25 protein-coding genes are annotated in these 25,388 nt (G+C 47.4%); 13 read left to right on the top strand and 12 right to left on the bottom strand.

The genetic code is table 11. The features are described 5' to 3' along the window. Positions 1-74: 74 nt before the first annotated feature. Entirely contained in the window at positions 75-1,223 is a 1,149-nt protein-coding gene (locus LEUMU_RS24765; protein WP_022951210.1) for a CaiB/BaiF CoA transferase family protein, read from the bottom strand. After that, positions 1,223-2,404, bottom strand: coding sequence for an acyl-CoA dehydrogenase (locus LEUMU_RS0105170; RefSeq protein WP_022951209.1), 1,182 nt, complete (start codon positions 2,402-2,404; stop codon positions 1,223-1,225). Before LEUMU_RS0105170 ends, LEUMU_RS24765 begins: the two co-directional genes overlap by 1 nt. 98 nt (positions 2,405-2,502) lie before the next feature. Here LEUMU_RS0105170 and LEUMU_RS0105165 point away from each other — a divergent pair, with 98 nt between their 5' ends. From LEUMU_RS0105165 to LEUMU_RS24755, 4 genes are all read left to right on the top strand, one after another. Beyond that, positions 2,503-3,381 carry a LysR family transcriptional regulator gene (locus tag LEUMU_RS0105165; protein WP_022951208.1) on the top strand — a complete coding sequence of 293 codons (879 nt, stop codon included), beginning with the start codon at positions 2,503-2,505 and terminating at the stop codon, positions 3,379-3,381. Positions 3,382-3,679: 298 nt separating this feature from the next. Further along, the gene (locus LEUMU_RS0105160; RefSeq protein WP_022951207.1) at positions 3,680-4,123 is read left to right on the top strand and encodes a hypothetical protein; all 444 of its coding nucleotides are present in this window, start codon (positions 3,680-3,682) and stop codon (positions 4,121-4,123) included. A gap of 357 nt (positions 4,124-4,480) precedes the next feature. Continuing rightward, positions 4,481-6,253, top strand: a complete 1,773-nt coding sequence (locus LEUMU_RS24760; protein ID WP_169446369.1) for a putative bifunctional diguanylate cyclase/phosphodiesterase — start codon at positions 4,481-4,483, stop codon at positions 6,251-6,253. A 110-nt stretch (positions 6,254-6,363) separates the two neighbouring features. Continuing rightward, the gene (locus LEUMU_RS24755) at positions 6,364-8,277 is read left to right on the top strand and encodes a putative bifunctional diguanylate cyclase/phosphodiesterase (RefSeq protein WP_169446367.1); all 1,914 of its coding nucleotides are present in this window, start codon (positions 6,364-6,366) and stop codon (positions 8,275-8,277) included. A 79-nt stretch (positions 8,278-8,356) separates the two neighbouring features. On the opposite strand, the gene LEUMU_RS24750 is transcribed toward LEUMU_RS24755, so the two are convergent. From LEUMU_RS24750 to LEUMU_RS24745, 4 genes are all read right to left on the bottom strand, one after another. Next, on the bottom strand, positions 8,357-8,752 hold the full coding sequence (locus tag LEUMU_RS24750) for a thiol-disulfide oxidoreductase DCC family protein (protein WP_022951204.1): 396 nt from the start codon (positions 8,750-8,752) through the stop codon (positions 8,357-8,359). A gap of 189 nt (positions 8,753-8,941) precedes the next feature. Next, on the bottom strand, positions 8,942-9,232 hold the full coding sequence (locus LEUMU_RS0105140; RefSeq protein ID WP_022951203.1) for a putative quinol monooxygenase: 291 nt from the start codon (positions 9,230-9,232) through the stop codon (positions 8,942-8,944). A 150-nt stretch (positions 9,233-9,382) separates the two neighbouring features. Then, positions 9,383-9,985, bottom strand: a complete 603-nt coding sequence (locus tag LEUMU_RS0105135; RefSeq protein ID WP_022951202.1) for a histidine phosphatase family protein — start codon at positions 9,983-9,985, stop codon at positions 9,383-9,385. A 44-nt stretch (positions 9,986-10,029) separates the two neighbouring features. Then, entirely contained in the window at positions 10,030-10,278 is a 249-nt protein-coding gene (locus tag LEUMU_RS24745; RefSeq protein WP_040504172.1) for a TIGR03643 family protein, read from the bottom strand. A gap of 124 nt (positions 10,279-10,402) precedes the next feature. On the opposite strand from LEUMU_RS24745, the gene LEUMU_RS28505 reads away from it, so the two are divergent. The 3 genes from LEUMU_RS28505 (at position 10,403) to LEUMU_RS0105120 (ending at position 12,925) form a co-directional block, all read left to right on the top strand. Next, positions 10,403-10,573 carry a DUF2256 domain-containing protein gene (locus tag LEUMU_RS28505; protein ID WP_084708036.1) on the top strand — a complete coding sequence of 57 codons (171 nt, stop codon included), beginning with the start codon at positions 10,403-10,405 and terminating at the stop codon, positions 10,571-10,573. Further along, a complete protein-coding gene (locus LEUMU_RS0105125) occupies positions 10,566-12,101 on the top strand; it encodes a cryptochrome/photolyase family protein (RefSeq protein WP_022951200.1) in 1,536 nt (511 codons plus the stop codon). Before LEUMU_RS28505 ends, LEUMU_RS0105125 begins: the two co-directional genes overlap by 8 nt. Positions 12,102-12,226: 125 nt before the next feature. Beyond that, complete coding sequence (locus LEUMU_RS0105120) at positions 12,227-12,925, top strand: SDR family oxidoreductase (RefSeq protein ID WP_022951199.1); 699 nt, start codon at positions 12,227-12,229, stop codon at positions 12,923-12,925. Between the two features lie 222 nt (positions 12,926-13,147). On the opposite strand, the gene LEUMU_RS0105115 is transcribed toward LEUMU_RS0105120, so the two are convergent. From LEUMU_RS0105115 to paaG, 3 genes are all read right to left on the bottom strand, one after another. Next, positions 13,148-13,708 carry a hypothetical protein gene (locus tag LEUMU_RS0105115; protein WP_022951198.1) on the bottom strand — a complete coding sequence of 187 codons (561 nt, stop codon included), beginning with the start codon at positions 13,706-13,708 and terminating at the stop codon, positions 13,148-13,150. Positions 13,709-13,826: 118 nt separating this feature from the next. Next, positions 13,827-14,912, bottom strand: coding sequence for an alcohol dehydrogenase family protein (locus LEUMU_RS0105110; protein WP_022951197.1), 1,086 nt, complete (start codon positions 14,910-14,912; stop codon positions 13,827-13,829). Positions 14,913-14,944: 32 nt separating this feature from the next. Then, complete coding sequence (paaG, locus tag LEUMU_RS0105105) at positions 14,945-15,733, bottom strand: 2-(1,2-epoxy-1,2-dihydrophenyl)acetyl-CoA isomerase PaaG (RefSeq protein ID WP_022951196.1); 789 nt, start codon at positions 15,731-15,733, stop codon at positions 14,945-14,947. Between the two features lie 194 nt (positions 15,734-15,927). Between paaG and LEUMU_RS24740 the strand changes: the two genes are divergently transcribed. Then, entirely contained in the window at positions 15,928-16,866 is a 939-nt protein-coding gene (locus LEUMU_RS24740) for a PaaX family transcriptional regulator (protein WP_022951195.1), read from the top strand. 3 nt (positions 16,867-16,869) lie between these two features. On the opposite strand, the gene rimK is transcribed toward LEUMU_RS24740, so the two are convergent. Then, complete coding sequence (gene rimK, locus LEUMU_RS0105095) at positions 16,870-17,775, bottom strand: 30S ribosomal protein S6--L-glutamate ligase (protein ID WP_022951194.1); 906 nt, start codon at positions 17,773-17,775, stop codon at positions 16,870-16,872. A 316-nt stretch (positions 17,776-18,091) separates the two neighbouring features. On the opposite strand from rimK, the gene LEUMU_RS24735 reads away from it, so the two are divergent. Continuing rightward, entirely contained in the window at positions 18,092-19,486 is a 1,395-nt protein-coding gene (locus tag LEUMU_RS24735) for an aminotransferase class V-fold PLP-dependent enzyme (protein ID WP_022951193.1), read from the top strand. 126 nt (positions 19,487-19,612) lie between these two features. Here the strand turns inward: LEUMU_RS24735 and LEUMU_RS0105085 are convergent, their stop codons facing one another. Then, positions 19,613-20,512 carry a LysR family transcriptional regulator gene (locus LEUMU_RS0105085; RefSeq protein ID WP_022951192.1) on the bottom strand — a complete coding sequence of 300 codons (900 nt, stop codon included), beginning with the start codon at positions 20,510-20,512 and terminating at the stop codon, positions 19,613-19,615. A 198-nt stretch (positions 20,513-20,710) separates the two neighbouring features. On the opposite strand from LEUMU_RS0105085, the gene LEUMU_RS0105080 reads away from it, so the two are divergent. From LEUMU_RS0105080 to LEUMU_RS0105065, 4 genes are all read left to right on the top strand, one after another. After that, positions 20,711-21,388, top strand: a complete 678-nt coding sequence (locus LEUMU_RS0105080) for a glutathione S-transferase family protein (protein WP_022951191.1) — start codon at positions 20,711-20,713, stop codon at positions 21,386-21,388. A gap of 104 nt (positions 21,389-21,492) precedes the next feature. Then, complete coding sequence (locus LEUMU_RS0105075; RefSeq protein WP_022951190.1) at positions 21,493-22,620, top strand: zinc-binding dehydrogenase; 1,128 nt, start codon at positions 21,493-21,495, stop codon at positions 22,618-22,620. 199 nt (positions 22,621-22,819) lie between these two features. After that, entirely contained in the window at positions 22,820-23,764 is a 945-nt protein-coding gene (locus LEUMU_RS0105070) for an AEC family transporter (protein WP_022951189.1), read from the top strand. Positions 23,765-24,021: 257 nt separating this feature from the next. Continuing rightward, a complete protein-coding gene (locus LEUMU_RS0105065) occupies positions 24,022-24,978 on the top strand; it encodes a DUF808 domain-containing protein (RefSeq protein WP_022951188.1) in 957 nt (318 codons plus the stop codon). Between the two features lie 126 nt (positions 24,979-25,104). On the opposite strand, the gene LEUMU_RS24730 is transcribed toward LEUMU_RS0105065, so the two are convergent. After that, positions 25,105-25,374, bottom strand: coding sequence for a GNAT family N-acetyltransferase (locus LEUMU_RS24730; RefSeq protein ID WP_281169948.1), 270 nt, complete (start codon positions 25,372-25,374; stop codon positions 25,105-25,107). Positions 25,375-25,388 lie beyond the last annotated feature (14 nt).

The following is a 25,388-nucleotide window of genomic DNA, read 5'->3' as shown; positions in this document are numbered from 1 at the left end:
TCAGCAAAATTCCGTCTAATATCAACAATACTCCATACAATACGAACAATCTATCAACTTTTGCACACCCTATATTACTCACTCAAAACCGGCGGCGCACAAACCTCAGCCTTAGCCTCCCCCACAAAGCGAATAGGACTGGCAGCCAGCTTAATCTCACCACCCACCGGATGCTCAACGGTCTGTACCATATCTCGCGCCAAAATCTGCGGATCATTAAACACCTGATCCACCGTATTAATCGGCCCGCACGGTACATTCACCGCTTCCAACGCTTCAAGCCATTCCGCAGTCGTGCGCTTAGCCAACTCCACCTGAAGCAAGGCACACAGCACTTCACGATTGCCAACTCTGGCCGCATTGGTTTTAGAATTGGCATGCTCCGCCAACTCAGGCAAATCCAACACTTTGCATAAATTCGCAAACTGCCCGTCATTACCCACCGCAATAATCAAATGCCCATCAGCACTGGCAAACACCTGATACGGCACAATATTTGGATGCGCATTACCCATACGACTAGGCACTACACCGCCAATCAAATAGTTACTGGCCTGATTCGCTAAAATCGCCGCCGAGCAGTCAAACAACGCCATATCCACATGCTTGCCTAAACCAGTACGCTGGCGCTCATGTAAAGCCGCCTGAATACCAATTACCGAATACAAACCGGTAAAAATATCAGTAACCGCAACGCCCACTTTCGTCGGTTGGCCACCGGCACTATCCGGCTCACCGGTAATACTCATCAAGCCACCCATAGCCTGAATCATAAAATCATAACCAGCGCGTTGCGCGTAAGGCCCAGTCTGTCCAAAGCCTGTAATCGAGCAATACACCAGCGCGGGATTAGCCTCTTTTAACGACTCATAATCCAGCCCGTATTTAGCCAATCCACCGACTTTATAGTTCTCAATCACCACATCGGCCGAAGCAATTAACTCACGAATCTGCGCCTGACCTTCCGGCTGCGTGATATCAATACACACCGACTGCTTGCCACGGTTAGCACTGAAGAAATACGCCGCATCCTTAGTATCATTACCATCACGATCTTTGAGATAAGGAGGCCCCCAGTGACGGGTATCATCACCGACTTTCGGGCGCTCGATTTTAAGCACCGTCGCACCCAAATCCGCCAACACCTGACCAGCCCAAGGACCAGCCAAAATGCGGCTCATATCAACAACCTTAACCCCCGACAGCGGACTCATGGGTTTCATCAGAAAAATGCCTGTAAGCCGGTTTGTGCGCGGCCTAAAATCAGCGCATGAATGTCAGCAGTTCCTTCATAGGTGTTCACCACTTCCAGATTCATCATATGACGCATGATCGGATACTCATCGGAGATACCGTTTCCGCCGTGCATATCACGTGCCATGCGAGCGATATCCAATGCCTTAGTACAGTTGTTACGCTTCATCATCGAAATCAATTCAGGCGCTAACTGGCCTTTATCTTTTAAGCGTGATGCCTGCAAAACACCCTGTAAACCCAAGCTAATGTCAGTTTGCATTTGCGCCAGTTTGAACTGGATTAACTGGTTCTGTGCCAAAGGACGACCGAACTGCGTACGCTCCATGGTGTAAGAGCGCGCAGACAACCAGCAATCTTCCGCCGAACCTAATGCACCCCAAGCAATACCCAAACGCGCACTGTTCAAACAACCAAATGGACCCTTCAGACCGTGTGCATTTGGCAGTATATTTTCTTCAGGAACGAACACATCCTGCATGACGATTTCACCGGTAACCGATGCACGTAAAGCCAGTTTGCCTTCGATCTTAGGTGCGCTTAAACCTTTCATGCCTTTGTCGAGAATGAAGCCGCGAATCACGCCATCTTCAGTCTTCGCCCAGACAACAAATACGTCAGCAATTGGTGAATTGGTAATCCACATCTTTGCGCCGTTTAGGATGTAACCGCCATCAACCGCTTTAGCGCGAGACTTCATGCCACCCGGATCAGAACCGTGATCCGGCTCAGTCAAACCAAAGCAACCAACCCACTCACCGCTAGCCAATTTCGGCAGGTATTTTTCACGCTGCGCTTCGCTACCGTAGGTGTAAATTGGGTACATAACCAAACTAGACTGCACACTCATCATTGAGCGATAGCCAGAATCCACACGCTCAACTTCACGTGCGATCAAACCGTAAGACACCGTGCTCACACCCGAGCAACCGTAGCCTTCGATCATTGGACCTAACAAACCCAGCTCGCCCATCTCATTAAAGATTTCGCGATCAGTTGTCTCGTTGCGGAATGCTTCACGCACTCGTGGCTTCAGCTTTTCCTGAGAATAAGAATGCGCGGTGTCCATCACCATCACTTCTTCTTCATTCAACTGCTCTGTCAGCAGAAACGGGTCTTGCCAGTTAAATTTACCCCAATTCGCGCTCATGGTATCTCCAGTGTGTGGTGGGTTGCTTGTATTGACTTACTGTACGCCAGATGATTACATAAATAAAATATATACTTTATATGGAAACGATCTCTTTAATGGATAGCAGAAAACTGGAAATATTCCACTGTGTGGGTCAGCTAAAGAGCTTTAGCCAAGCCGCCGAGCACCTGCACATCGCTCAATCCGCCGTTAGCGTCGCCATTCGTAAGCTGGAGGATGAGTTAGGCCTGCTGCTGATTGACCGACGCGAACGGCAAATTCGCCTGACGGTTGAAGGTGAACGGCTGTATCGCCATGCTGGTATCATTCTGCGCCAGCTCAGTGAAGCGCAGCAGGATATGGCGGCACTCAGTAATTTAAGCAGCGGATTGGTGTCGTTTAGCACCACCGCCATGACCGGCAGCTATTTTTTCCCACCGCTGATACGCCGCTTTAAACAGCAATACCCCGACATTGATTTCAGGATCATCACCGAAGGCACCGAGAGCGTGCTGAATCGCATTGATAACGGCGACATTGATATGGGCGTGGTGAACTCGCAAGGTGTGAACCAAACGCATGAATCGTTAAAACTGTGCGATGAGCCGATAGTCGTGTGTGTGGCCGAGCATCATCCGCTCGCAAAAAAGGTGACGATCAGCGAAGCGGAATACTGCCAGCAGCGACTGATTTTATATCAGCAGAATTATTACCTGCGACAACTGACCATGCAGCTACATGCCGAGCATCAGCGCACACCGGATATTGCAGTGGAGACCGACTTGCTGGGGATGATTATTCAGCTAGTGCGTGAAGGTGAAGGGGTGACGCTCGCGCTGAAAGTGGCGGTGGATGCTGAACCTGGGGTGGTGGGGATTCCGTTTGAGAAAGCTCGGACGCTGTCGTTAAGTATGGCTTGGTCAAAGAAGCGGCAGTTGTCGGTGGCTAATCAGGGCTTTGTTTCCTTCTTGAAACAACAAAACCAGAAACAATAAGCCATACAAAAGTACCTGATGAAATTTCTGACATACCTAGTCACAAGCAAATTTTGAATTACCTATATGCATCCACCGAAGCCTCCAAGGGTAGTCCGGTATTTGCTTTGCGTAGTCCTTCCGAGAGCATCGAGGGGCGAAGCACAGTAAATACCGGACTACCCGCCACCCACTGCAAGCCATAATTCCAAAACACCCAATAAAACCAGTGTTTATCCCCTCATATACTATAGTTATAAATGAGCATAAAAAACTCACATGAAACAGCACTGTTTCATGACTACAAGGGAGAGATATCATGAAAAAACAACAACTATGGACCCGAATTTTCAGTTCGGCAGCTCTACTGCTAACAATGGTCTTAATGACCTCCACAGCAACCGCCGCCAACCGAATTTTTAACCTACATTTGGTCAATGGTTTCAATCAACCCGTATTTTTCGTTATCGGTACCGGCTGGCATAACTGCTATGAAGGACAGCCGGGACTCGGTAGCATGATGGGGCCAGTGAATCTTGGTCAACGAGTCACCATCAAAGTTGCTCGCGTTCAAGGTCATGGCTGCGATGGCAAGCAGGGAAAGTTCGAGGTTATGCCATCAGTAGCTGGTGGCGCACCTCAGCGTTTTGATTTCAGCAACAATGGTTATATCAATTTAACCAATCTTCCGGGCGGTTATAACGTTAGTTTGAGCCCCAAAAGCCCTCGGGATGAAAGTTATACCTGGACAATTAGTCCGTAGCAAACGCACTGTGTGCACATCCTGGCTTGGGTGTGCACTTGTTAGCGCCATCATTCTTATACCTTATTCAGTATCCACTGAGACAGCAAACCGCTTACATCGACGCTTTGTCTTAAATACATTGAGTTACAGACAATAAAGTGCAAAAGTTATATACAATAATTAAAAAAATATATGCACATGCGCAACAAATACCCCCCCCTGCGCTTAAAAAATTAGAAAATTATGAAGATAAGTCACCATAACCCCGAGATAAAAAATACGTTTATAGTCAGACGGTTTCGCCATTTGCTGTGGGGCGTTCTCCTCTTATCCGTCGCGTGTATAGTGAATATCTCTTTAGGGTCAAGCCAAGCAATGTCGTCCTCAATTATGGCCATTAGCGGCATGATCGGCTCTATTGCAGTGACCTTTTACCTCATAAAAAAAGATAAAGAAGACCTCGGCCGAACCATTTTCCTCTGGTCAATCGCGTTTAGTATCGTCTACATCTCCTGGGTCAATGGTGGCCTGCGTGACTCTACGGCAATGAGTTACCCGATCTTGATTGTGTATTCCGCATTGCTGGGTGGCTTTCGGGTTTTCCTATCCATACTCTGCTTTATGCTTGTCTCCGTTGTGCTGTTAGGGGCCAATACCATCAACGGCTGGGTGCCCTATCCTTTGCCTTCTCTGGGCTGGGAGCAGGTCTATGACAGTGTGTTTATTACCTTATTAGCCGCCTATGTCGCATGGACGGTTAGCGTGGACATGAACACGACGCTGAAACATTTAAGCAATGAAAACGAAGAAGTCGTTAAGTCTCGGGAAACCATTCAGCTAATGGTAGAGCGCGACTCTTTAACCGGACTGCTCAATCGCCCTGCGTGCGAAATGCACTATAAAGCCGCTATGGTTCAGTTAAAAGACGAACACGAGCGCGTGATTTTATTCTTCCTTGATCTGGATAATTTCAAAAACATCAACGACTCTTTTGGACATAATGCCGGTGATGAACTACTCATTTCCATCGCCAATGGGTTGCAAAAATTACTGCTCTCCACGGATGTTGCTTGCAGGCTGGGTGGCGATGAATTTGTCTTAATCATCAAGCGCACTGATATGTTTGATATTGACCATTTCGCTGATGATATTTTAAAGATTATTACCACGCCTTATTCCATCTACGACACAACGATCCGCATGACGGGCTCGGTAGGTATCGCAGTCACGCCAGATGACGGGACAGAGTTTGACGAGGTTCGCAAAAAAGCGGATATCGCCATGTATAAGTCCAAGCAAATGGGTAAAAACACCTACAGCTATTACTCCACTAATTTGCATGAGGAAACCTTGCGAAAGCTCTCCATTCTTAATGGCTTGGAAGATGCCTTAGAGAAGAACCTGTTAGACCTGCACATTCAGCCCAAGGTTAATTTAGCCACCGGCAAAATGGAAAGTGCTGAGGCTTTGCTGCGCTGGAGCCGTGGTAATCCCTACAGTTTAAGACCGGATGAATTCATTCCAATTATTGAATCGACCGAACTGATTCATGAGATTGGTCGCTGGTGTATTGAAGAGGCTTGCAGGCTTTGTAAGAAATGGCACGATGCAGGCTTTACCGATATGTCGATTGCGGTGAATGTGTCGTCGGTGCAGTTTATGCGCAGCAACTTTAATAGCGTGGTGTTCAGAGCCTTACAAGATAGCGGTTTGGACCCGCAGTTCTTAGAGATTGAGCTGACCGAGCATGTGTTGATCCAGCACAATGAAACAGTCAAAAATCAGCTGAAGTCGTTAAAGGATCTAGGCATTCAGTTGTCGATTGATGACTTTGGCACCGGCTATTCAAATCTGAGCTATTTGATCAATTTTAAGGTAGATACTATCAAGCTGGATAAGTCATTTATCGACAAAGTGAATACCTCCTCCGATCACTTGGCTATAGTGAAGGCCGTAATTCAAATGGCGCAAATCTTAAACCTGAGTGTCGTCGCAGAAGGTGTGGAATCGGACTCAGTGAGAAAGATACTGACGGGCCTGAAATGTGATTTTGCGCAAGGATTTTTGTGGTCAAAAGCACTACCCGAGTGCCAGTTTATACAAACAGTTCGGCAATTTAATGCAGGTCGTACTGCATTACCCGCATAAGCACTTTGTCTTAAAAGCATTGATCTGCCAATGAAGCGGTGAAATAATAACCAAAATAATAAATGTATTGGCACTTGAGCGAATACCTAACAACTAAAAACCCTAACCTTATGAAGATAAGCCATCACCATTCAGCAGATCGGAATGAGTTTGTCGTTAAACGTTTTCGGCAACTCCTTTGGGGCATGCTGTTGCTATCGCTGCTGAGCATTGGAAATATTTTTCTTGGCTCCAGCGAGGCAAGATCGGCCAATATTACGGTGGTTATTGGGATAATCACCCTGACATCATTCACTTTCTTCATGATCAAAACGGGAAGAGAGAGGCTCGCCAGAGGCATGTTTTTGTGGTGCCTGGCTATTTGCCTGACCTATGTCGTCTGGCGAAATGGCGGCTTGCGCGACTCCACAACACTCAGTTTTCCGATCTTAATCGTCTACTCTGCCCTACTCGGGAGCTTTAGGGTTTTTATCTCAATCCTGTGTTATATGGTCATTGCAGTGACCTTTTTAGGTACCAATAGCGTCTATGGTTGGTACCCCGCCCCATTGCAACCGATCTCGCTTGAGCAAGTATTCAATGCGGTCCTGATCACATTATTTGCGGCTTATGTTGCATGGACTGTCAACACCGACATGAACACCACCCTCAAGAACCTAAGCCTTGAAAACAAAAAAGTCATCAAATCCCACGAGATGATACAACTGATGGCTGAACAGGACTCTCTTACCGGACTGCTCAATCGCCATGCTTGTGAGTTGCATTATAAAAAGGTGCTGAGCCAGCTCAGTGACAGCAACGAACGGATTATTTTATTTTTCGTGGACTTGGATAACTTCAAAAATCTGAATGATTCCTTCGGCCATAAAGCCGGTGATGAGATCTTAGTGGCGATCTCAAGTGGGCTTAAAAAGCTCCTGCTGCCTGCTGATGCAGCCTGCCGAATTGGCGGCGATGAGTTTGTAGTAATCATCAAACGGGATGACACCTTCGACATTGATCAGCTGGCCAATGACATTATGAAGGTGATTACGACCCCTTACATCATTGCAGACACCAGCATGAGAATGACCGGCTCGGTAGGCATCGCCATCTCGCCGGAGGATGGAAAGGAATTTGATGAAATTCGCCAGAAAGCGGATATCGCCATGTACCAATCGAAGCAATCGGGTAAAAATACCTTTAGCTATTACTCCGCGCATTTGCACCAGGAAGCGATAAGAAAAGCTGCGATTCTGAAAGGACTGGAAGATGCTTTGGAGAACAATTTGTTGGATCTCCATGTTCAGCCAAAAGTCAATTTAGCCACTGGAAAAATGGACAGCGGTGAGGCGCTGCTGCGTTGGAACCGGGGTAATCCCTATCACTTCGCGCCAGATGAATTTATCCCCGTGATTGAGTCGACTGAGCTGATTCATGAGATTGGTCAATGGTGCATTGAGGAAGCTTGTCGAATTTGTAAAAAATGGCATGATGTCGGTTTTAATACGATGACGATTGCCGTCAATGTGTCGTCAGTGCAGTTTATGCGTAGCAACTTTAATAGCGTGGTATTTCAAGCCTTGCAAGACAGTGGTTTAGAGCCGCAGTTTTTAGAGATTGAGCTGACTGAGCATGTGTTAATTCAGCACAATGAAACAGTAAAAAGCCAGTTGAAATCCTTGAAGGATTTAGGCATTCAGTTGGCGATTGATGACTTTGGTACCGGTTATTCAAATCTAAGCTATTTGATCAACTTTAAGGTCGATACCATCAAGCTGGATAAGTCATTTATTTTCAAAGTGAATACCTCTCCAGATCATTTGGCGGTGGTTAAAGCGGTGATACAAATGGCACAAATTTTGAATCTGAAGGTGGTGGCGGAAGGGGTCGAATCTCAAGCAGTGAGCAAAATACTGACTGATCTGAAGTGTGATTTTGCGCAAGGGTTTTTGTGGTCAAAAGCACTGCCCGAATGCCAGTTTATACACACTGTTCAGCAGTTTAATGCGGGCCGTACTCCCTTACCTGCACTGGCGAGTTAATCTCCACCGATTAGTGCTTATCGACTGGCGCATCTCACCTTGTGCGCTGGATTGGCCTATTACCCAGACTATTCAGCAACTAGCCTTCTCTGGAGGCTTTTCTGCCAGTAAGCGCCAAGCGATATTTTGCAAAGAGTCGATAGCCAAATTTCATGATAGAGCCAATCACCGGCAGCTTCACCAGCGGTACCAAGCGTCGAAAGTAAGGCAGCTCTTGCCAGATCAATACAAAGCCATCCACGCCCTGCTTCATACCATTAGCATCCATCACATGGATTTGATCCATCGCTTGCTGATAGGTGATTCCTGCCTGATCTAGCGCGGCTTTATCTTTATTGATATCCACCCATTGAATCGCTTTTCGCTTATCAATTTTCTTCATAAAATTGATTTCCAGTTCACAGATTGGGCAGTCGCCATCATGGAAGCACACCACTTGTTCGGCTTGGTTTTTTGCGGGTATAGGATTAGACATGGGTCGCCTTTTTGAACTTGAGAGAGGTAAGGTTTACTGTTCTGCAGAGTAGATCGCGGCATAGCTAACTGCAAATGACCATTGTATTTTAGAGGTGTCTTACAGGTGTATTTTGTATGTTTTCTCTAAAGCCAAGTGGTATCAAGTGCATCGCAAACTGCCTTGATACCACTGAGTTTTCGCAGCGACTTAGATCTTCGTCATCTCATTGATAACCGTCGACGCAATCGTCTCTTGAGTGGCAATGCGGTGTGCTGAAATATGCGCACTTTCGCCATGCTGCTGCCACAGCTCACGCGTCTCCCAGATCTCATAGAATAAGAATACGGATGGATCATTATTATCCTGATGCAAGTCGTACTGGATACAACCCGCCTCTTTCAGCGTCGGCTCAATCAAGCCTTGCAGTGCTTTTTTAACGACGTCAGTTTGACCGGCTACCGCTTCAATTCTTGCTATGATTGTCAATGGTGTGCTCATTGTTCAATGTTCCTCTGATTACTGGGTTTTCACCCTTGGTTTTACTTGATGAAAGCTCACACAGATCATAGAGGATATCGCCAGCACTTTCTCCTATGCTAGCCATATTAGCTTAGATTTCTGGGGTTTAGATTGATGGAGTTGTGATTATTAGGGTGCTGTTTCGATCGTTCCAACAGGTACCAGCGAATCGCCATTAACACGCGCCACGACCATTTCTCCAGAGCTTGAATATTGCCCCGTTAATGCGGTGATATTAACTTGATGCGTAACAATCACCGTTGGCTTGCTGGTATCTAAATCTGCAATCCATTGTTTAACAGCGGCAACATTTCTAGCAGGATTGCCATCGAGATTTTGCTGAAAGGTAGAGGCAAAGTTAAGTGATTGAGTCACCTTACCCAGTTTAAGTAGCTCCGCCGTATCAACGCAGCGACACCAAGGGCTCGAGTACACACTTGCTTCGGTAATGCCGTTAGCACGAAAACGCTCGCCAATCTGTGTAGCCTGTTGACGCCCTACGTCAGATAGCACCCGCTGGGTGGAACAGTCACCCAAAGTGAAACCATCCGGATCACCAAAGCCTGGAGCCAGCGCATGACGCATCAACACAATATGCCCACCGGATTTAATCTTGGACCAGAGTTGCGACTCATTAGCAAAAGCGCCAGAGCTAAAGCCAAGTGTCAGCAGCATGGACAAAGCGAAGATAAATCGACTTAAGTAACCACGTTTAAACAGTCCATTTTTCATACTGACAACCTCTTAACCAATCGAGTTAGATCAAACCATCGCCTTTATCGAAGGCGCTGAGTTGGGCAGACAAAACGCCCGACCGTAAAGCCTCGCTTGCTGAGGTGCTTAGTCTTTCGACCACTCACTCGCTCACGCCACATTTTGAAGCTCGACGCTTTCATATTCTTTCTCATCAGGCGGATAACCTGACTTTCAGAAAGGCCATATTGTGTTTTAATTACTTCAAATGGCGTCCGGTCTTCCCATGCCATCTCAATAATACGGCCGATATCCGGCTCGCTAAAGCTCATGTCTTTCATAACGTTTTATCACCTAAAGAAGTCAAGCAAACTTTAGCACGCGTTTCGGTAAGCAACTTATATATAATAATTTTTGAAAGGGAATTATGAGCCGAGACCGGAGTACCAAAAAGCAATGGCACATCACAAAACCACACTGTCGGAGAAAACCTGCCTAGTCTGCAATCGGCCATTTAGCTGGCGTAAAAAATGGGAAAGGTGTTGGGATGACGTGAAGTATTGTTCTGAAAAATGCCGCCGTCATCGCAAACAAGCAACTACTGAAATCGGGTCTGATCATGCGTAGATTATTTATTGTTTTGGGTGATCAACTGGATCGCGAATCGCTGATTTTTAAGCATGCTGATTTAGCAACTGACCACTTTTGGATGGCAGAAGTGGCGGAGGAATCGACTCATGTCTGGTCACATAAACAACGCATTGCGCTGTTTCTATCGGCGATGCGGCACTTTGCTGATGAGCTACAAGCCAAGGACTACCCCCTGACTTACTTGCCGCTAGACGAGCATGAGTTTGCATCCTTGGGTGAAGCGCTTAGTGACTTTTTAGCAAGCCATAAACCCGAGGAAGTGTGGCTGGTGAAACCCGGTAATTACCGCGTATTTAAGCAACTCGCCGATACTTGCAAGCAATATGACACGCCTATTAAGCAATTACACGATCAGCACTTTCTCTCAACACCAGCCGAGTTTAAAACATGGGCGGGGAATAAAAAACAGCTGCGGCTGGAGTATTGGTACCGGCAACTGCGCAAGCAATATCAGGTGCTCATGCAGGATGAGAAAACGCCAGAAGGTGGCAAATGGAACTATGATCAATCCAACCGGAAGTCCTTTGGCAAAAATGGCCCGCAAGACATTCCAGAGCCGATTGAGTGGCCTGCCGATGGCATTACCGAACAAGTGATTGCATTGGTAAACGAACGATTTCCTAAACATCCTGGCGAGTTAGAGCAATTGCAATGGCCCGTTACCCCAGAGCAAGCGGAGCAAGCACTCAATCGCTTTTTAGATAAGGCGCTGCCGCAGTTCGGCGACTTTCAAGATGCCATGTGGACTGATGAGCCGTTTCTAAATCATTCACTAATTGCCTCCTCTTTAAACCTGAAGTTGCTGCACCCTCTACACGTTATCCAACAAGCCGAGCAGCGTTACCGTGATGAAGCCGCCCCACTGGCTGCAGTTGAGGGCTTTATCCGACAAATTCTTGGTTGGCGGGAATATGTTCGTGGGCTGTACTGGCTGCATATGCCGGAATGGTTAGAGATGAATGCGCTGGATGCCCATCAGGATTTACCCGCGTTTTATTGGACGGGTGACACCTCAATGACTTGTCTGAGTGAAAGCATTGGCCAAACCTTGAAGCATGGCTATGCTCATCACATACAACGGCTAATGGTGACTGGTTTGTTTGCCCTACTCTATGGCGTGGAGCCGAAGCAAGTTCATGAGTGGTATTTAGCGGTTTATGTGGATGCGGTCGAGTGGGTCGAGCTGCCTAATACGCTGGGCATGAGCCAGTATGCGGATAATGGCATTATGGCCTCTAAACCCTATGCGGCCAGCGGTCAATATATCAACCGGATGAGTAATTATTGTAAGCAGTGCAAGTTTAATCCGGCCTTGGCGGTGGGTGAAAAGGCATGCCCTATTACCACACTGTATTGGGATTTTTTGGATACGCATCGTGAGCGCTTGCAGGCTAATCCGCGCATGGGATTTATGATGAAAAACTTAGAGGCTAAATCAGGTGAAGATATTGCAGCTATTAAGGCACAGGCTCTTGAATTCCGAGAGTTACATCAGAAAACATAAAGTGCGGCTGCTTAATAGCTTGATTATCCGAGCCAAAACTACACACGAAAAGTACCCATAACAAGTACCACCAGATAAAAATCCTGCTAGCATTAGCCACCTAATTCACCAACGCGGAGACTCTTATGCCTACCATTTTAATCACCGGCACCAACCGAGGAATCGGACTGGAGCTAACTCAACAATATGCCGCCGATGGCTGGCGGATTTACGCCTGCTGCCGCAACCCTGAAAAAGCCGATGATCTAAACGCACTGGCCGCTGAGTCCGATGGCAAGGTCACCGTCCATCAACTAGACACCTGCAACGACGAGCAACGCCGCAATCTGGCTACCGAACTTGCTGGCATACCCATTGATATTCTATTTAACAATGCAGGCATGTATGGCAATTGGGATTATCAAAGCTTCGGCAGCAGCGACCGCAACGAATGGCTAAACACACTGGATGCCAATGTAATTGCACCGATGCAAATGATGGAAACCTTTGCCGATAATGTAGCGGCCAGCGAGCAAAAGCTCATCGCCAATATGAGTAGTAAAATGGGTAGCATGCATGATAATGGCTCTGGTGGCAGTTATATTTATCGCTCCAGTAAAGCGGCTTTAAACGCGGTCTGCGTGAGTGCTGCGAAGAATCTTGCGCCACGTGGAATTAAAGTCGCAGTGCTGCATCCGGGTTGGGTGCGTACGGATATGGGCGGCGAAAATGGCGAGCTATCGGTTGAGGAATCTGCCAGTGCTTTGCGCCGTAATTTGGCTTCAATGACGGATGAAGATAGCGGCCGTTTTATGGATATCGATGGCAGCACCATCCCTTGGTAAGGCTTCGTTTATAAGCTGCAGAGATAAGAGCACATAAGGAAATATCCATTGTGAATTTGCTCAAGTAAACGGTCGATTTAAGCCCGCCGATGTCTGATTTTTGAATCGGCGGGCTACAGCGATATTTACCAGAAATGCCAAGAGGCCTTTTACCTTTACCGCAAGCTAAGAAAATTGAGCTTATAGATCTTGCTAGTAGTGGCAAGACTTAATCGCTAAGAACTAATTAACCGGAGTAACCTCCAAAGTTACTGGCGCAGTCACCGGCGCAACCTCCTCCTCTGAAACCCAATAAGCCGCAACCCCAACCACCACCGCAATAAACAACGACAACGCCAATTTCTTGCGCATTGGCCATGTCGGCACGGCAATTTCAACCAAGGTAAACGTCAGCGCGCCAGCCTGCGCACCAATCAATACCGATGCACCAGCCTTCGACTGAACCGCATCCAAAATTTGCTGACTCTTATCCACCGCCAGCGAGGGATCATTAACCAAATTAAGTCGCTGAAGTACCGGCGCCAGATCGGAAGCCTTGGCGCTAGCTACGCCGGAAATAACATAATTACCGCCACTGTAAACGGAGTTTAAGGTCGCTCCATTTCTCAGTAAGCTACTTACCAATGGTTTTGATTCTTCAGCCTTCGTATCAGCGCTATCAGCCTTGGATTCATCCACTGCTTCCAGCCCAACTTTTACGGAGATAGGCTCATCACCCTCGTACTGAACCAGTAACTTATTGTGCTTTCTCTTGGCCGGTTGTGTAGTCGTCTGAATTAGCATGCCAAACCTCCTGTCTTGCCTACGGTATCAGTGTGTTTTCCCTCGCCACATAAATACTTATAGCACAACCGCTCAATTTAACTGGTAATCCAGCCACTCGCTATTAGCCAATAGCTTACTACTCTGGAATCAATACCAATTTGCCAGTATGCTTTTTCGCTAAAAAGTCAGTCTGCGCTTCAACAATATTTTTAAGCGGATAAGTCTTCGCCACCACCGGACGAATCTCTCCTCGCTCGATATAGCCAATCAGATTTTCAAACACCACATCACTCTGATAAGTTGAGCCAAGCAAGCTAAGATCTTTCAGGTACAAGGTTCTCACATCCAACTCAACAATAGGCCCGGCAATCGCACCGGAGGCAACATATCGCCCACCACCTTTGAGTATCTCCAGCAAACTTGGCCATGCCGCACCCGCGACCAGATCCACCACCACATCGACAGCGTTTTTACCCAAAGTAGCAACCAAATCACAATTGCGGTCCACCACCTGATCAGCGCCCAGCGCTTTAACTTCATCCGCCTTGGCCGCGCCAGAGACCGCAATCACGGTCGCACCGCGCCGCTTAGCCAATTGAATAGCCGCCGACCCCACACCACCGGAAGCGCCTGTAATCAGTACCGTTTCCTGACCAACCGCAGCACGATGTAACATACCCTCAGCCGTTGAATAAGCACAAGGAATCGAAGCCAGCTCCGCATCGCTCCAATCACAGTCAACCTTGAGTGAGTGATGCGAAGCAGCCGTCATGTATTGTGCAAAAGCGCCATTACGCTCAGAACCCAAGGTGATGCACTTGTAGTTTTCATCCGTCGCGGTATCTGCCTGCATAGTGCGCACTAATACGCGCTCACCAATACGAGACTCCGACACGCCCTCACCCACTGCCACCACATAACCGCAACAGTCCGCCCCTTGAATCATCGGGAATATGAGCGGCTCACCGGACCAACTGCCATCATTATCTGCAGAGGCATCAAAGCCACTTTCCGCCCCAGCATCCGTCGCACTGGTGACAGCTTTGGAGTACCACGCAGTGCGGGTATTGATATCCGTGTTATTCACGCCAGCACCTCTGACATGAATTAACACTTCGCCGGCTTTGGGTATTGGCACAGGAATGTCCGCAGAGAACTCCAACTTCTCAAAACCACCGTGACCGGTCAGATAGATACCTTGCATGACTTGCGGAATTGTCACTGTTACCACCTTATTCGATAATTAATTAGTGCTTAGTAACCTTTAAAATCAGGCGCACGCTTTTCAGTAAAGGCACTCACCCCTTCTTTAAAGTCATAACTATTACCGGCTTCATCCTGCAAATCGCGCTCTAAATCCAACTGAGTTTGCAGGTCATTTTCACTGGATGCATTCAATGCGCGCTTGATAAAGCCCATGCCTTTAGTAGGCTGCTTGGCTAAATGTTCAACCAGCTTATTGGCTTCCTCCATTAGCTGATCATCATCCACACATTGCCAGATCATGCCCCACTGCTCAGCTTTCTCGGCGCTAATTTTATCACCCAACATACTCAATGCCATGGCACGAGCACGCCCGACCACGCGTGGTAATAACCACGTTCCACCCGCATCCGGAATTAAGCCTAAGCGGCAGAATGCCTGCACAAAGGATGCAGAGCGCGCAGCCAGCACAATGTCACACGCCAACGCTACATTAGCGCCCGCGCCCGCCGCCACGCCATTCACCGCACACACAACCGGAAACTCAAAGGTCATTAGCGCATGCACAAATGGGTTGTAATAGTTTTCCAGTGCATGACCCAGCTCAGGGCCATTCTCACCACGTACTGCAGGGTCAGCTAAGTCTTGTCCTGCACAAAAGCCACGGCCATTGCCAGTTAACAGCAAACAACGCACTGAGGAATCATTTCTGATTTCAGTCAAAGCAGCCTGAATCTCTTCCTGCATCTCTGTGTTAAAACTGTTTAAGCGGTCGGGCCGGTTAAATGTCAGTCGCGCGATGCCAGATTCGATCGTAAATTCAATGCTGTTGTAGCTCATGATGCCTCCTACTGCGGTTCTATTTGGGATTTGAAGTGCGATTAATATACCTGACTCATTAATTGAGATACATTATTATTATTTACTGTTATTTTTACGTATCAAACTAAGTGCTGATCACTCTTTGCGCCATCTCAGGATGTTGCCATAAGAATGATTTTAAGCGCCCACTGTGTGGAATTGAGACCCTAAAATTGACCAATAATAATTCATTTAATGATAAAGCCTCTGAGCTGATTGAGCGCTTTTCGCAAACTCGCCCCATGCACGCCAACTCCTTATTGCTGAGTATTTATGGCGATACCATCAGCCCGCGCAGTGAGAATATTTGGCTAGGGAGCTTGATCAAACTGGTCGCGCCAGTGGGCATCAGCCAACGCTTAGTGCGTACCTCGGTCTTTCGCTTGTCAGAGAAAGGCATTTTGCAGTCGATGCAGTCTGGCCGCCGCAGTTATTACTCGCTCACCAACCGCGCTTATCGCCAGTTTGTCAGCTCCTCAAAACGGATCTATGCCTCAAAGCCTGCGCAATGGGATCAGCAATGGCGACTGGTATTCACCTCACTCAATGATATTACGATGGAACAGCGGGAGATTATCCGCAAAGAATTATACTGGCTGGGGTTCAACCGCATTACCGTGGGCGTTTATGGGCACCCAGTGGCGGACATGGAGGATGTCAAAAAGCTGGTTCAAGATTTGGGTATGGAAGATAACATCGTGATGCTGCAAGCCAGTGCCTGCGATACGGAGCACGTGCCATTAGCCAATACGCTCATCAGCCAATGCTTTGATTTGAGTGATAGCAGCCAGCAATACAGCCTATTGATTGATGACTTTCAACCGCTGTTGGATAGCTGTGGTGATGTGGCAACACTAGAGCCAAAGTTGTGCTTTTTAATCAAAACACTGCTTATGCACCGCTACCGACATATTCTACTGAAAGAACCTGATTTACCGGATGAGTTATTGCCCAGTGATGCAGTGAGTCGTCGAGCCAGAAAGGTAACGGGCCAACTGTATAAAATCCTACAGCCCGCCGCCGATCTCTATTTTTCAGAGATTTGCGAGCAGGATGGCAGCGTATATCCGCCGCCACCCGCTTCATATTTCGAACGCTTTAAAGACGTCTGAGCATTAACGCGTCATTTTAGTCTGAGTACGACCAGGGCGTGCATTTTGCTCAATGTGCTCAATGATCATGCCAGCTACATCTTTTTCAGAGGCTGTCTCAATCCCTTCCAAACCAGGCGATGAGTTCACTTCCATCACCAATGGACCACGGTCTGAGCGCAGCAAGTCAACACCCGCCACATTCAAGCCCATGATCTTAGCCGCATTGATCGCGGTTGCACGCTCTTCTTTAGTCAGTTTCACCAACATCGCTGTACCACCGCGATGCAAGTTAGAGCGGAACTCGCCCTCTTTTGCCTGACGCTTCATCGCCGCAACCACTTTACCAGCAACTACAAAACAACGAATGTCCGCACCGCCTGCTTCAGCAATAAACTCCTGAACTAAGATCTGTGCTTTCAGCCCACGGAAGGCTTCGATTACACTCTCTGCCGCTTTGCGGGTTTCAGCCAGTACCACGCCGATACCTTGAGTCCCTTCCAACAACTTAATTACATACGGTGGCTTGCCAATGAAATTCAACAAATCATCGGTGTCATCTGGCGAATGTGAGAAGCCAGTGACTGGCATACCGACATTTTTACGAGACAGCAACTGCAGTGAGCGCAGCTTGTCACGCGAGCGGCTGATCGCCACCGATTCATTCACAGGGTACACACCCATCATTTCAAATTGGCGCAGTACCGCCGTACCGTAAAACGTTACCGAGGCACCAATCCGCGGAATGACCGCATCAAAACCAGTCAGCACACGGCCTTTATAATGAATCTCAGGGCTACCGCTACTGATATTCATGTAAGCACGAAGTACGTCGATGACCTCAACAGTATGGCCACGGGCCTCAGCGGCTTCAATCAAGCGGCGAGTCGAGTACAAACGTGGGTTACGAGACAGTATTGCAATTTTCATTTAACGTCCTTAAGAATACCGCCCGCGACTTGCGTTGGGCTTCTAAGTTAAGAATTATAGTGATCGGAAGTAATCTGCTTCCATCTGGCAGTTTCTATATTGTGAACTGATACCCCAACAGAATCCACTGCTACCGTCACTCTCATTTCACGATATCTTACTGATTGATACCTTACAGTTTTAACGTTCACTAAACTTTACAGGGAGCTTGATGTATTGTGACCAGCTTTAAAAATCAGTGATCAAATGAGCAGCAATATTTTTACGCTGCCATCCTAAAAAATCGACACCACAACCACTGCAGGAATCCAACTCAATGTCTGATTTGACTAACCATTTTATCGGCTTAAACACCGAATATAAGCTGGCCGACGGCACAACGAAACGTCGCCTACACTTAGATGGTGCGGCCTCCCCCTTGGTCATGCAAACAGCCATTGATGCCAGAAATGCGCTATTACCGCATTACTCCAATAGCCATAGCTTCTCACACGCCTCCGCGCATATCTGTGGGCAAGCGCATACCTGGGCCAAGCAAACGATTTTGGATGTGTGTGGGGCTGATGAGCGCTACAGCTTAGTCTCCTTAGGCAATGGCACGACTGCAGTAATGAATAATCTCGCGCGTCGCTTAAAGCCTCGCTCCGCTGAAAAACCGATCGTACTGGTTTCAGCGATGGAACATCATGCCAATGACCTGCCGCATCGTGAGCAGTCAGCATCGGTCGGTGCGCAGGTGATTCATATCCCATTGCGTGGTGAGTCAGCCCGACAAGGTGAAATTGACCTTAGCGCTTTAGAAGCCCTGCTTAAAGAACACGCTGGGAAAGTAAATTACGTCTCTTTCTCAGGTGTAAGCAATGTCACCGGCATTGTTAATCCCGTGGCTGACATTGTGGCACTAGCCCACCAATACAATGCCCTTGCGATACTCGATGCTGCGCAAAGTGCGCCCCACATGCGCTTGAATATCGCCGAATACGATATTGATTTTGTGGCGTTCTCTGGCCATAAGGTCTACTGCGCGGGCTCTCCGGGCATACTCATCGCCAAGTCAGAGTATTTAGCGCAATACCCCAGCGATGAAGTTGGTGGTGGCGTGGTTGAACGCGTTGACTACCAAAGCGCCGACTACCTCAAGACTTACCCAGAACGAGAGCAAGCAGGCACTAAAGACATTTTAGGGCTCTATTCACTCGCCAAAGTCATGGCCGCACTACGTGATTATGGTTTAGATAAGGTCAGTGCACATGGAGCCGAGTTATGGCAATACGCCGCTGAAAAGTTAAGCACTGTTCAAGGTTTATTCATTTATGGGCAGAGTGAGCAAACTCGCTTAGGCGCGCTATCATTTAATATTGATGGCATTGATCATGGCTTAGTTGCCTCAATTTTAAGTGACTATTTTGGTATTGCCGTGCGTAATGAATGCTTTTGTGCTCACCCCTATGTCAGCTCAATGATTAAAGAAGCCCTTTGGGAGTTAGACCTTGATGAGGTGCCAGAAGACGAGCAAGAAGCGCTGATCAATCGCAAACGTGGCATGGTGAGAGCGAGCTTTAGCCTGTACAACACTCGCGAAGATGTGGATGCGCTCTACGCGGCGTTGACTGACATCGTGGCGAAGCAAGCAAGCTTTGCTAAAGAATATAATGTCACCCGCTCTGGCGCTTATCTGCATAAGCACTTTGTTGTTGAGCTTAGCCTGTAAAGAATCTGCACCGGCTTAATGCTTTCGATCTGCCATACCTCAGCGTTGAGTATCACTCTCGCAAAGTACTCATACCTTTTGATCGGGCACTTCAACTTAAGAAAGTGCCTGAGTGATTAATGAGTGTTACTTTTTTATTTTTTCAACTAGAAAGTCGACTGCCGCTTTAACTTTGGGTACTAAATAGCGCTGCTTTTGATACAACAAGTACACCGCCATCTCAGAATGCTGAGTGATCGCTAACTCATGCTCAAACTTAAGCTCTTGCAGCACCCCAGACTCAAGGTATGACGCCAAAGCCCATCGCGTTGACATTAAAATGCCCTCCCCAGCACAAGCTTTTTTAGCCAGCCATGGGCCGCTATTGGAGATCGCCACCGCTGGCCCTGAAACGTCATGCCATTGCCCATCCATATTGCATAACCAAGGCGTCGGCCCGGTTGGCGCTTTAAAATACAGGCCTTTATGATCCTTCAACTCCATTGCAGTGCTAGGTACGCCGTGCTGCTCTAAATAGCTGGGTGATGCGACAGGAATAAAACCATTATCCATCAGCCGTATCGCCAGCACACGTTCATTGGGCGCATAACCACCGCGAATGGCAATATCCACATCATCACGCCCCAGCGTTGATAGCTCGTCACTTAAGCTGACATCCAACACAATTTGAGGATACAGCGCGCTGAATTCATCCAATAAGGGCAACAAAATCTTCTCACCAAAGCCCACCATCGAACTGATCCGTAAACGCCCCATTGGCGTTGTTTGATAACTACGCACCGTTTCACTGCTTTGCTCTAGTTGATTCAGTATTTGTTGTACGTCGTTATAATAAATCTGCCCGACTTCAGTCAGTTTAACCACTCGGGTCGAACGCTTTAACAAGGTCGCGCCTAAACTCTTTTCCAAATCAGCAACGCGCCGCGACAACGATGATGGCGGCACATTAAACGCACTCGCCGCTTTGGTAAAACTCCCCGTTTCGACGACTTTACTGAAATACCGTATGGCCCGTAGTTGATCCACTCACTTCTCCATTCACTGAACGTCCAAGTATTCTCGCCCTATTATTGCTTTAAAAGCAATAGTGATTCGCATTCACCCCTATATATAACCCAATTAAAACCAGTAATAATGCACCCATCTTAAGCACTGCAAGCTTGACCCTGCTGCAGTGTGTTAAACACAGGGGCTAAACCTCTCGATAATGATGGAACACTGAATATGATCACTTTGCACGGTTTTGCGGCTAGCAACTATTACAACCTAGTGAAACATGTACTGCTCTACAAAGCAGTGCCGTTTCAGGAAGACCTTCTCTACGGTGGTAGCGAAGAGTTACTGGCCATCAGCCCAGCGGGCAAAGTACCGGTTATCACGACGGCTGAAGGCCTGAATATTTCAGAGTCAAGTGTCATTTGTGACTTTCTTGAAGAGACGTATCCAGACATTCCGCTATACCCTGAAAATGCCGGGGAACGTGCGGTTGTGCGCCAAATCATGAAAATGTCAGAGCTTTATTTTGAGCTACCCAGCAGACGGTTTATCCCTTATGCCTTTTCAGGGACTGAAGCGCCGGACTCGGTTAAGGCTGAAGTGCGTCAAGTATTAAGCGTTGGAGTAACTGCCTTAAATCGCTTGTGCCAGTTTTCACCTTGGATTGCCGGTGAGCAGTTCACGATGGCCGACATCTATGTGTATTACGTCAACACCATTGTCAGCAAGTTTGGCGCTAGCCAGCTGGACTGGGATGTGCTCGCAGAGATCCCCGGAATGAAGGAATGGAACGAGTCCATGAGTCAATCTGCCATTGCCCAAACAGTAGAGGCAGACCGCCAAGCAAACTGGCCCGAGTTTATCCAAAAGGTCACCGCTCAGATGCAAGCAGCGAATGCTAAATAGCACCTAGCGATAAAAACCAAGACTAGCATTATTACGAACACAACATGGCCAACACAATAATGTGATTGGTTCAAAAATATAATCATTTGCAGGAGAACATTCAAATGACTGATACAAATATCCAACTGACTTCAACCGTTAGCGAAGACAACAAATTAACACTGGCTTTGCAAGCAATCGACATGCCACAACCGGGTGCCGATGAAGTTGTAATTCGCATTGAAGCCGCGCCCTTAAACCCATCTGATCTAGGCGTGCTGTTTAGCGCTGCGGATATGTCCACCGCGAAGCAATCTGGCACAGAGCAAAGCCCAGTGATTACGGCTGACATCCCTGCTCAGTTTATGCCATCGTTGAAAACCCGTGTGGGTGTCGCAACGCCGGTGGGTAATGAAGGTGCAGGAACCGTTGTTGCAGCGGGCTCATCGCCAGCGGCACAAGCATTAATGGGTAAGACCGTTGCCGTGATTGGTGGTGGAACGTACCGTCAATATCACTGCGCCAATGTGCAAAGCTGCTTAGAGTTAAAAGAAGGCACAACGGCTAAAGAAGGCGCCTCGTCTTTTGTTAACCCGCTGACTGCATTAGCAATGGTTGAGACCATGCGTGCTGAAGGCCACAAAGCCATTATTCATGCCGCAGCGGCCTCTAACCTTGGACAAATGTTAAACCGCATTTGTATTGCCGATGGCGTTGATTTAATCAACATTGTGCGTAAGGAAGAACAAGAAACACTGCTACGTGAGATGGGCGCAAAATACGTCGTTAACTCAAGCAATGACACCTTCATTGCTGACTTAACCGCCGCGATTATTGAAACCGGTGCAACGATTGCCTTTGATCCAATCGGTGGCGGCCAGCTAACCAGTGACATTCTGAACTGTATGGAAGTTGCTGCAGCTCGCGATATGAAAGAGCACACCATTTATGGCTCTGATACGTTCAAGCAAGTTTATATTTATGGTGCACTAGATCGCGGCCCTATTACCTTAAACCGTAACTTTGGCTTTGCATGGGGCGTGAATGGATTCTTATTATTCAATGCTTTAGGCAAGCTGGGCACTCAAACTGTGATGAAAATGCGTCAGCGTGTTGCAGATGAAATCACCACCACATTTGCCAGCCACTACACACATGAAGTGACCTTGGCAGAGGTGTTAAAATTACAATCAATCGCGGGCTACTCCAAGCAAGCGACCGGTGAGAAGTACTTGATTACCCCTCAAAAGTAATTATTGCTTAACTGATTGAATAGAAGCAGACACTGATTTTTTAGTGTCTGCTTTTTTTATGTAAAAATCCAAAAAAGCCTCAAACAGCAGCCACTTAAGTAAAGTATTGTGGCTATGTATTTATTAACGTATATTTTATTTTCTCTGTTTTACACCTCTAGAACCCCTTACCCTACTCACTCAAGGCTTTAGGACTTACATGTTAGAAACATTTATCAAAATCATCCCATTATTTGGGTTAGTTGGTCTGGGCTATTTCTGTAAAAAGTACGCAATCGTTGGCGCTACCAGCCTTAAATACCTGACACGTTTTGTGATGTATCTCTCTTTGCCTGCCGTACTGCTAGGCAAGCTTGCGACCACTAATTTTGAAACCTTGATTGATGTTCCCTTTTTAAGTGCCTACTTAGCCTCTCTTCTCAGTGTGATGTTACTTTCGGGGGCTGTTGGTTATTTTCTATTTGAGAAACAGGCCAACCATGGCGTGATGCTAGGTTTAGGTGGGGTTTATGGCAATATTGGCTTTCTGGCGATACCGGTGCTAGCCGCTACGGTTGGTGAATGGACGTCGGTGCCACTTGCGCTGATGCTGACATTAGACTTACTGATTCTCTTACCCTTCTCGTCTTTTTTGCTGCAATTAAGCAATACCAATAACAACGATATTGATCAGCAAGACAATAATTTCACCCCTTTCAAAGCACTACAGCGTTCCTTACTGAATCCACTGATTATTTCTATTATTGTCGGCTTAATCATATCGGCCTGGAATATTACCTTACCTGCTAGCCTTATTGGAGGACTCGAACTCTTAGGCAGTGCGGCAGGGCCTTGTGCTATGTTTATCGTTGGAACCGCCCTATTTGGTCGAAGCGTTACTCAAGACTCTTTTCCAGCCATCTACATCTCGACAATCAAATTAGCCATTATGCCGTTTGTCGTCTTTCTAATAATGACGCTTTTCCAAGTAGACCCGAAGTGGGTTTTGGCTGCGACGCTAGGCTCTGCTATGCCATGTGCTGCGGTATTGGGGGTTATGGCTGAGGAATACAAAACGCTCTCACATCAAGCATCTACTGCCGTGCTGTTAACGACGGTGGTATCGGTTGTTACCTTGCCTTTGTTAATACATGTTTTGAACTAACGTCATTTGTTATATGCGGTGACGAACCAGCTCTCCAACTTCTCCGTTCTCAGGCGCTAAAATTAGACTGGCCAAATCAGTTCAGCTGGAACTACTGGTGTTAAATTGGCACAGAATAATTGTAAGCGCTGTTCTAATCTGGTTAACTTCGTTCCGGCGGCTACTTAGCGTAACGCAACTTTACAACTCCAAATCATGCACTCAGGGCAGTCACTATCTGCCCGTACACAGAATAATTAAAGGACGGGTCAATAGAAATGGCAAGTGGAATTTTAGCATTACTTGATGATGTAGCAGCGATAGCCAAGCTGGCTACCGCCTCTCTCGATGACATTGGCGTTGCGGCCATGCGGGCCGGATCAAAGTCTGCTGGCGTCGTGATCGATGACGCAGCGGTAACACCCGCCTACGTTACCGGGCTTAAGCCAGCACGTGAGCTACCGATTATCTGGCGTATCGCGAAAGGCTCGTTGTTTAACAAAGTTATCATACTGCTCCCGCTCGCCTTGTTACTGAGTGCTTTTCTCCCCTTCCTGATTACGCCAATACTGATGCTTGGTGGTGCCTACTTATGTTACGAAGGCGCTGAAAAAGTCGTAGAGAAATTCAGCCGCCACAAAGACGGCGAAGCCAACGGTGAGCTTGACCATCTACCGTACGAAGACCCAAAGGAACTGGAAGACGAAAAGGTTGCCGGAGCGGTTCGCACCGATTTGATTTTATCCGCCGAAATAATGGCCATTGCACTGGGTGAGATTAGTGATAGCAATATCTTCACGCAGGCAGTGGTACTGCTGATAGTCGGTGTCGTCATCACAATTTGTGTGTACGGTGCTGTCGCCGTGATTGTAAAGATGGATGATGTCGGACTGCATCTGGCAAAAAGTAGCAGAGGACTTATCAGTGGGATCGGTAATTTTCTAGTGCGTGCTATGCCGGTGTTACTGGCAACCTTATCTGTTGTAGGGACAGCCGCAATGCTATGGGTAGGTGGTCAGATAATTTTACACGGCATGGAAGTGTTTGGGCTAGGTTGGTTACCCCACCTAATTCACGGAATTGCGGATACTGTAGGAAGCTGGTTACCCGTTGCTGGCGCAGCCGTTACATGGATAGTGAATGCAGCCTTTGCAGGTGTGTTTGGGCTTGCTCTGGGTTACATCATTGTGCTGATTCATCACCGTATTGCTGGTGCTAAAGAAGCTCAGGCATAAGCAAATTGGCATTACGCTAATATGTTCAAAGGATATGTGGGTCGGCATTTGCCAAGGGCAGCTGCCGACCACCCTATTCGAGATCACCTGATTTTTACAGATCCCAAGACCGCGTGCTTTGACTGGTTAACCATTTGCAGAAAAGGATTCGTAATAAGTAACGGAGCCTTGAGGTAAATCGCCTTGAAATAACAAGGCTTGAAAATACTCCGGCGGCACACCGGGAAGCACCAAGCCCTCTACAGGCTTGAAGCCAAAACGATGATAGTAGTTTGGGTCTCCGAGCAAGACACAACCGTTGGCATTTATATTCTTTAACTCTTGAATGGCTGCATCCATAAGCATCGAGCCAATACCGCTACTCTGATTCTCAGGAAGCACTGAGATTGGCCCCAGACCATACCAACGTG

The organism is Leucothrix mucor DSM 2157, from assembly GCF_000419525.1.
GTDB lineage: Bacteria > Pseudomonadota > Gammaproteobacteria > Thiotrichales > Thiotrichaceae > Leucothrix > Leucothrix mucor.
Note: the sequence above shows the minus strand (reverse complement) of the source record. Positions and strands in the feature narration are given on the sequence as shown.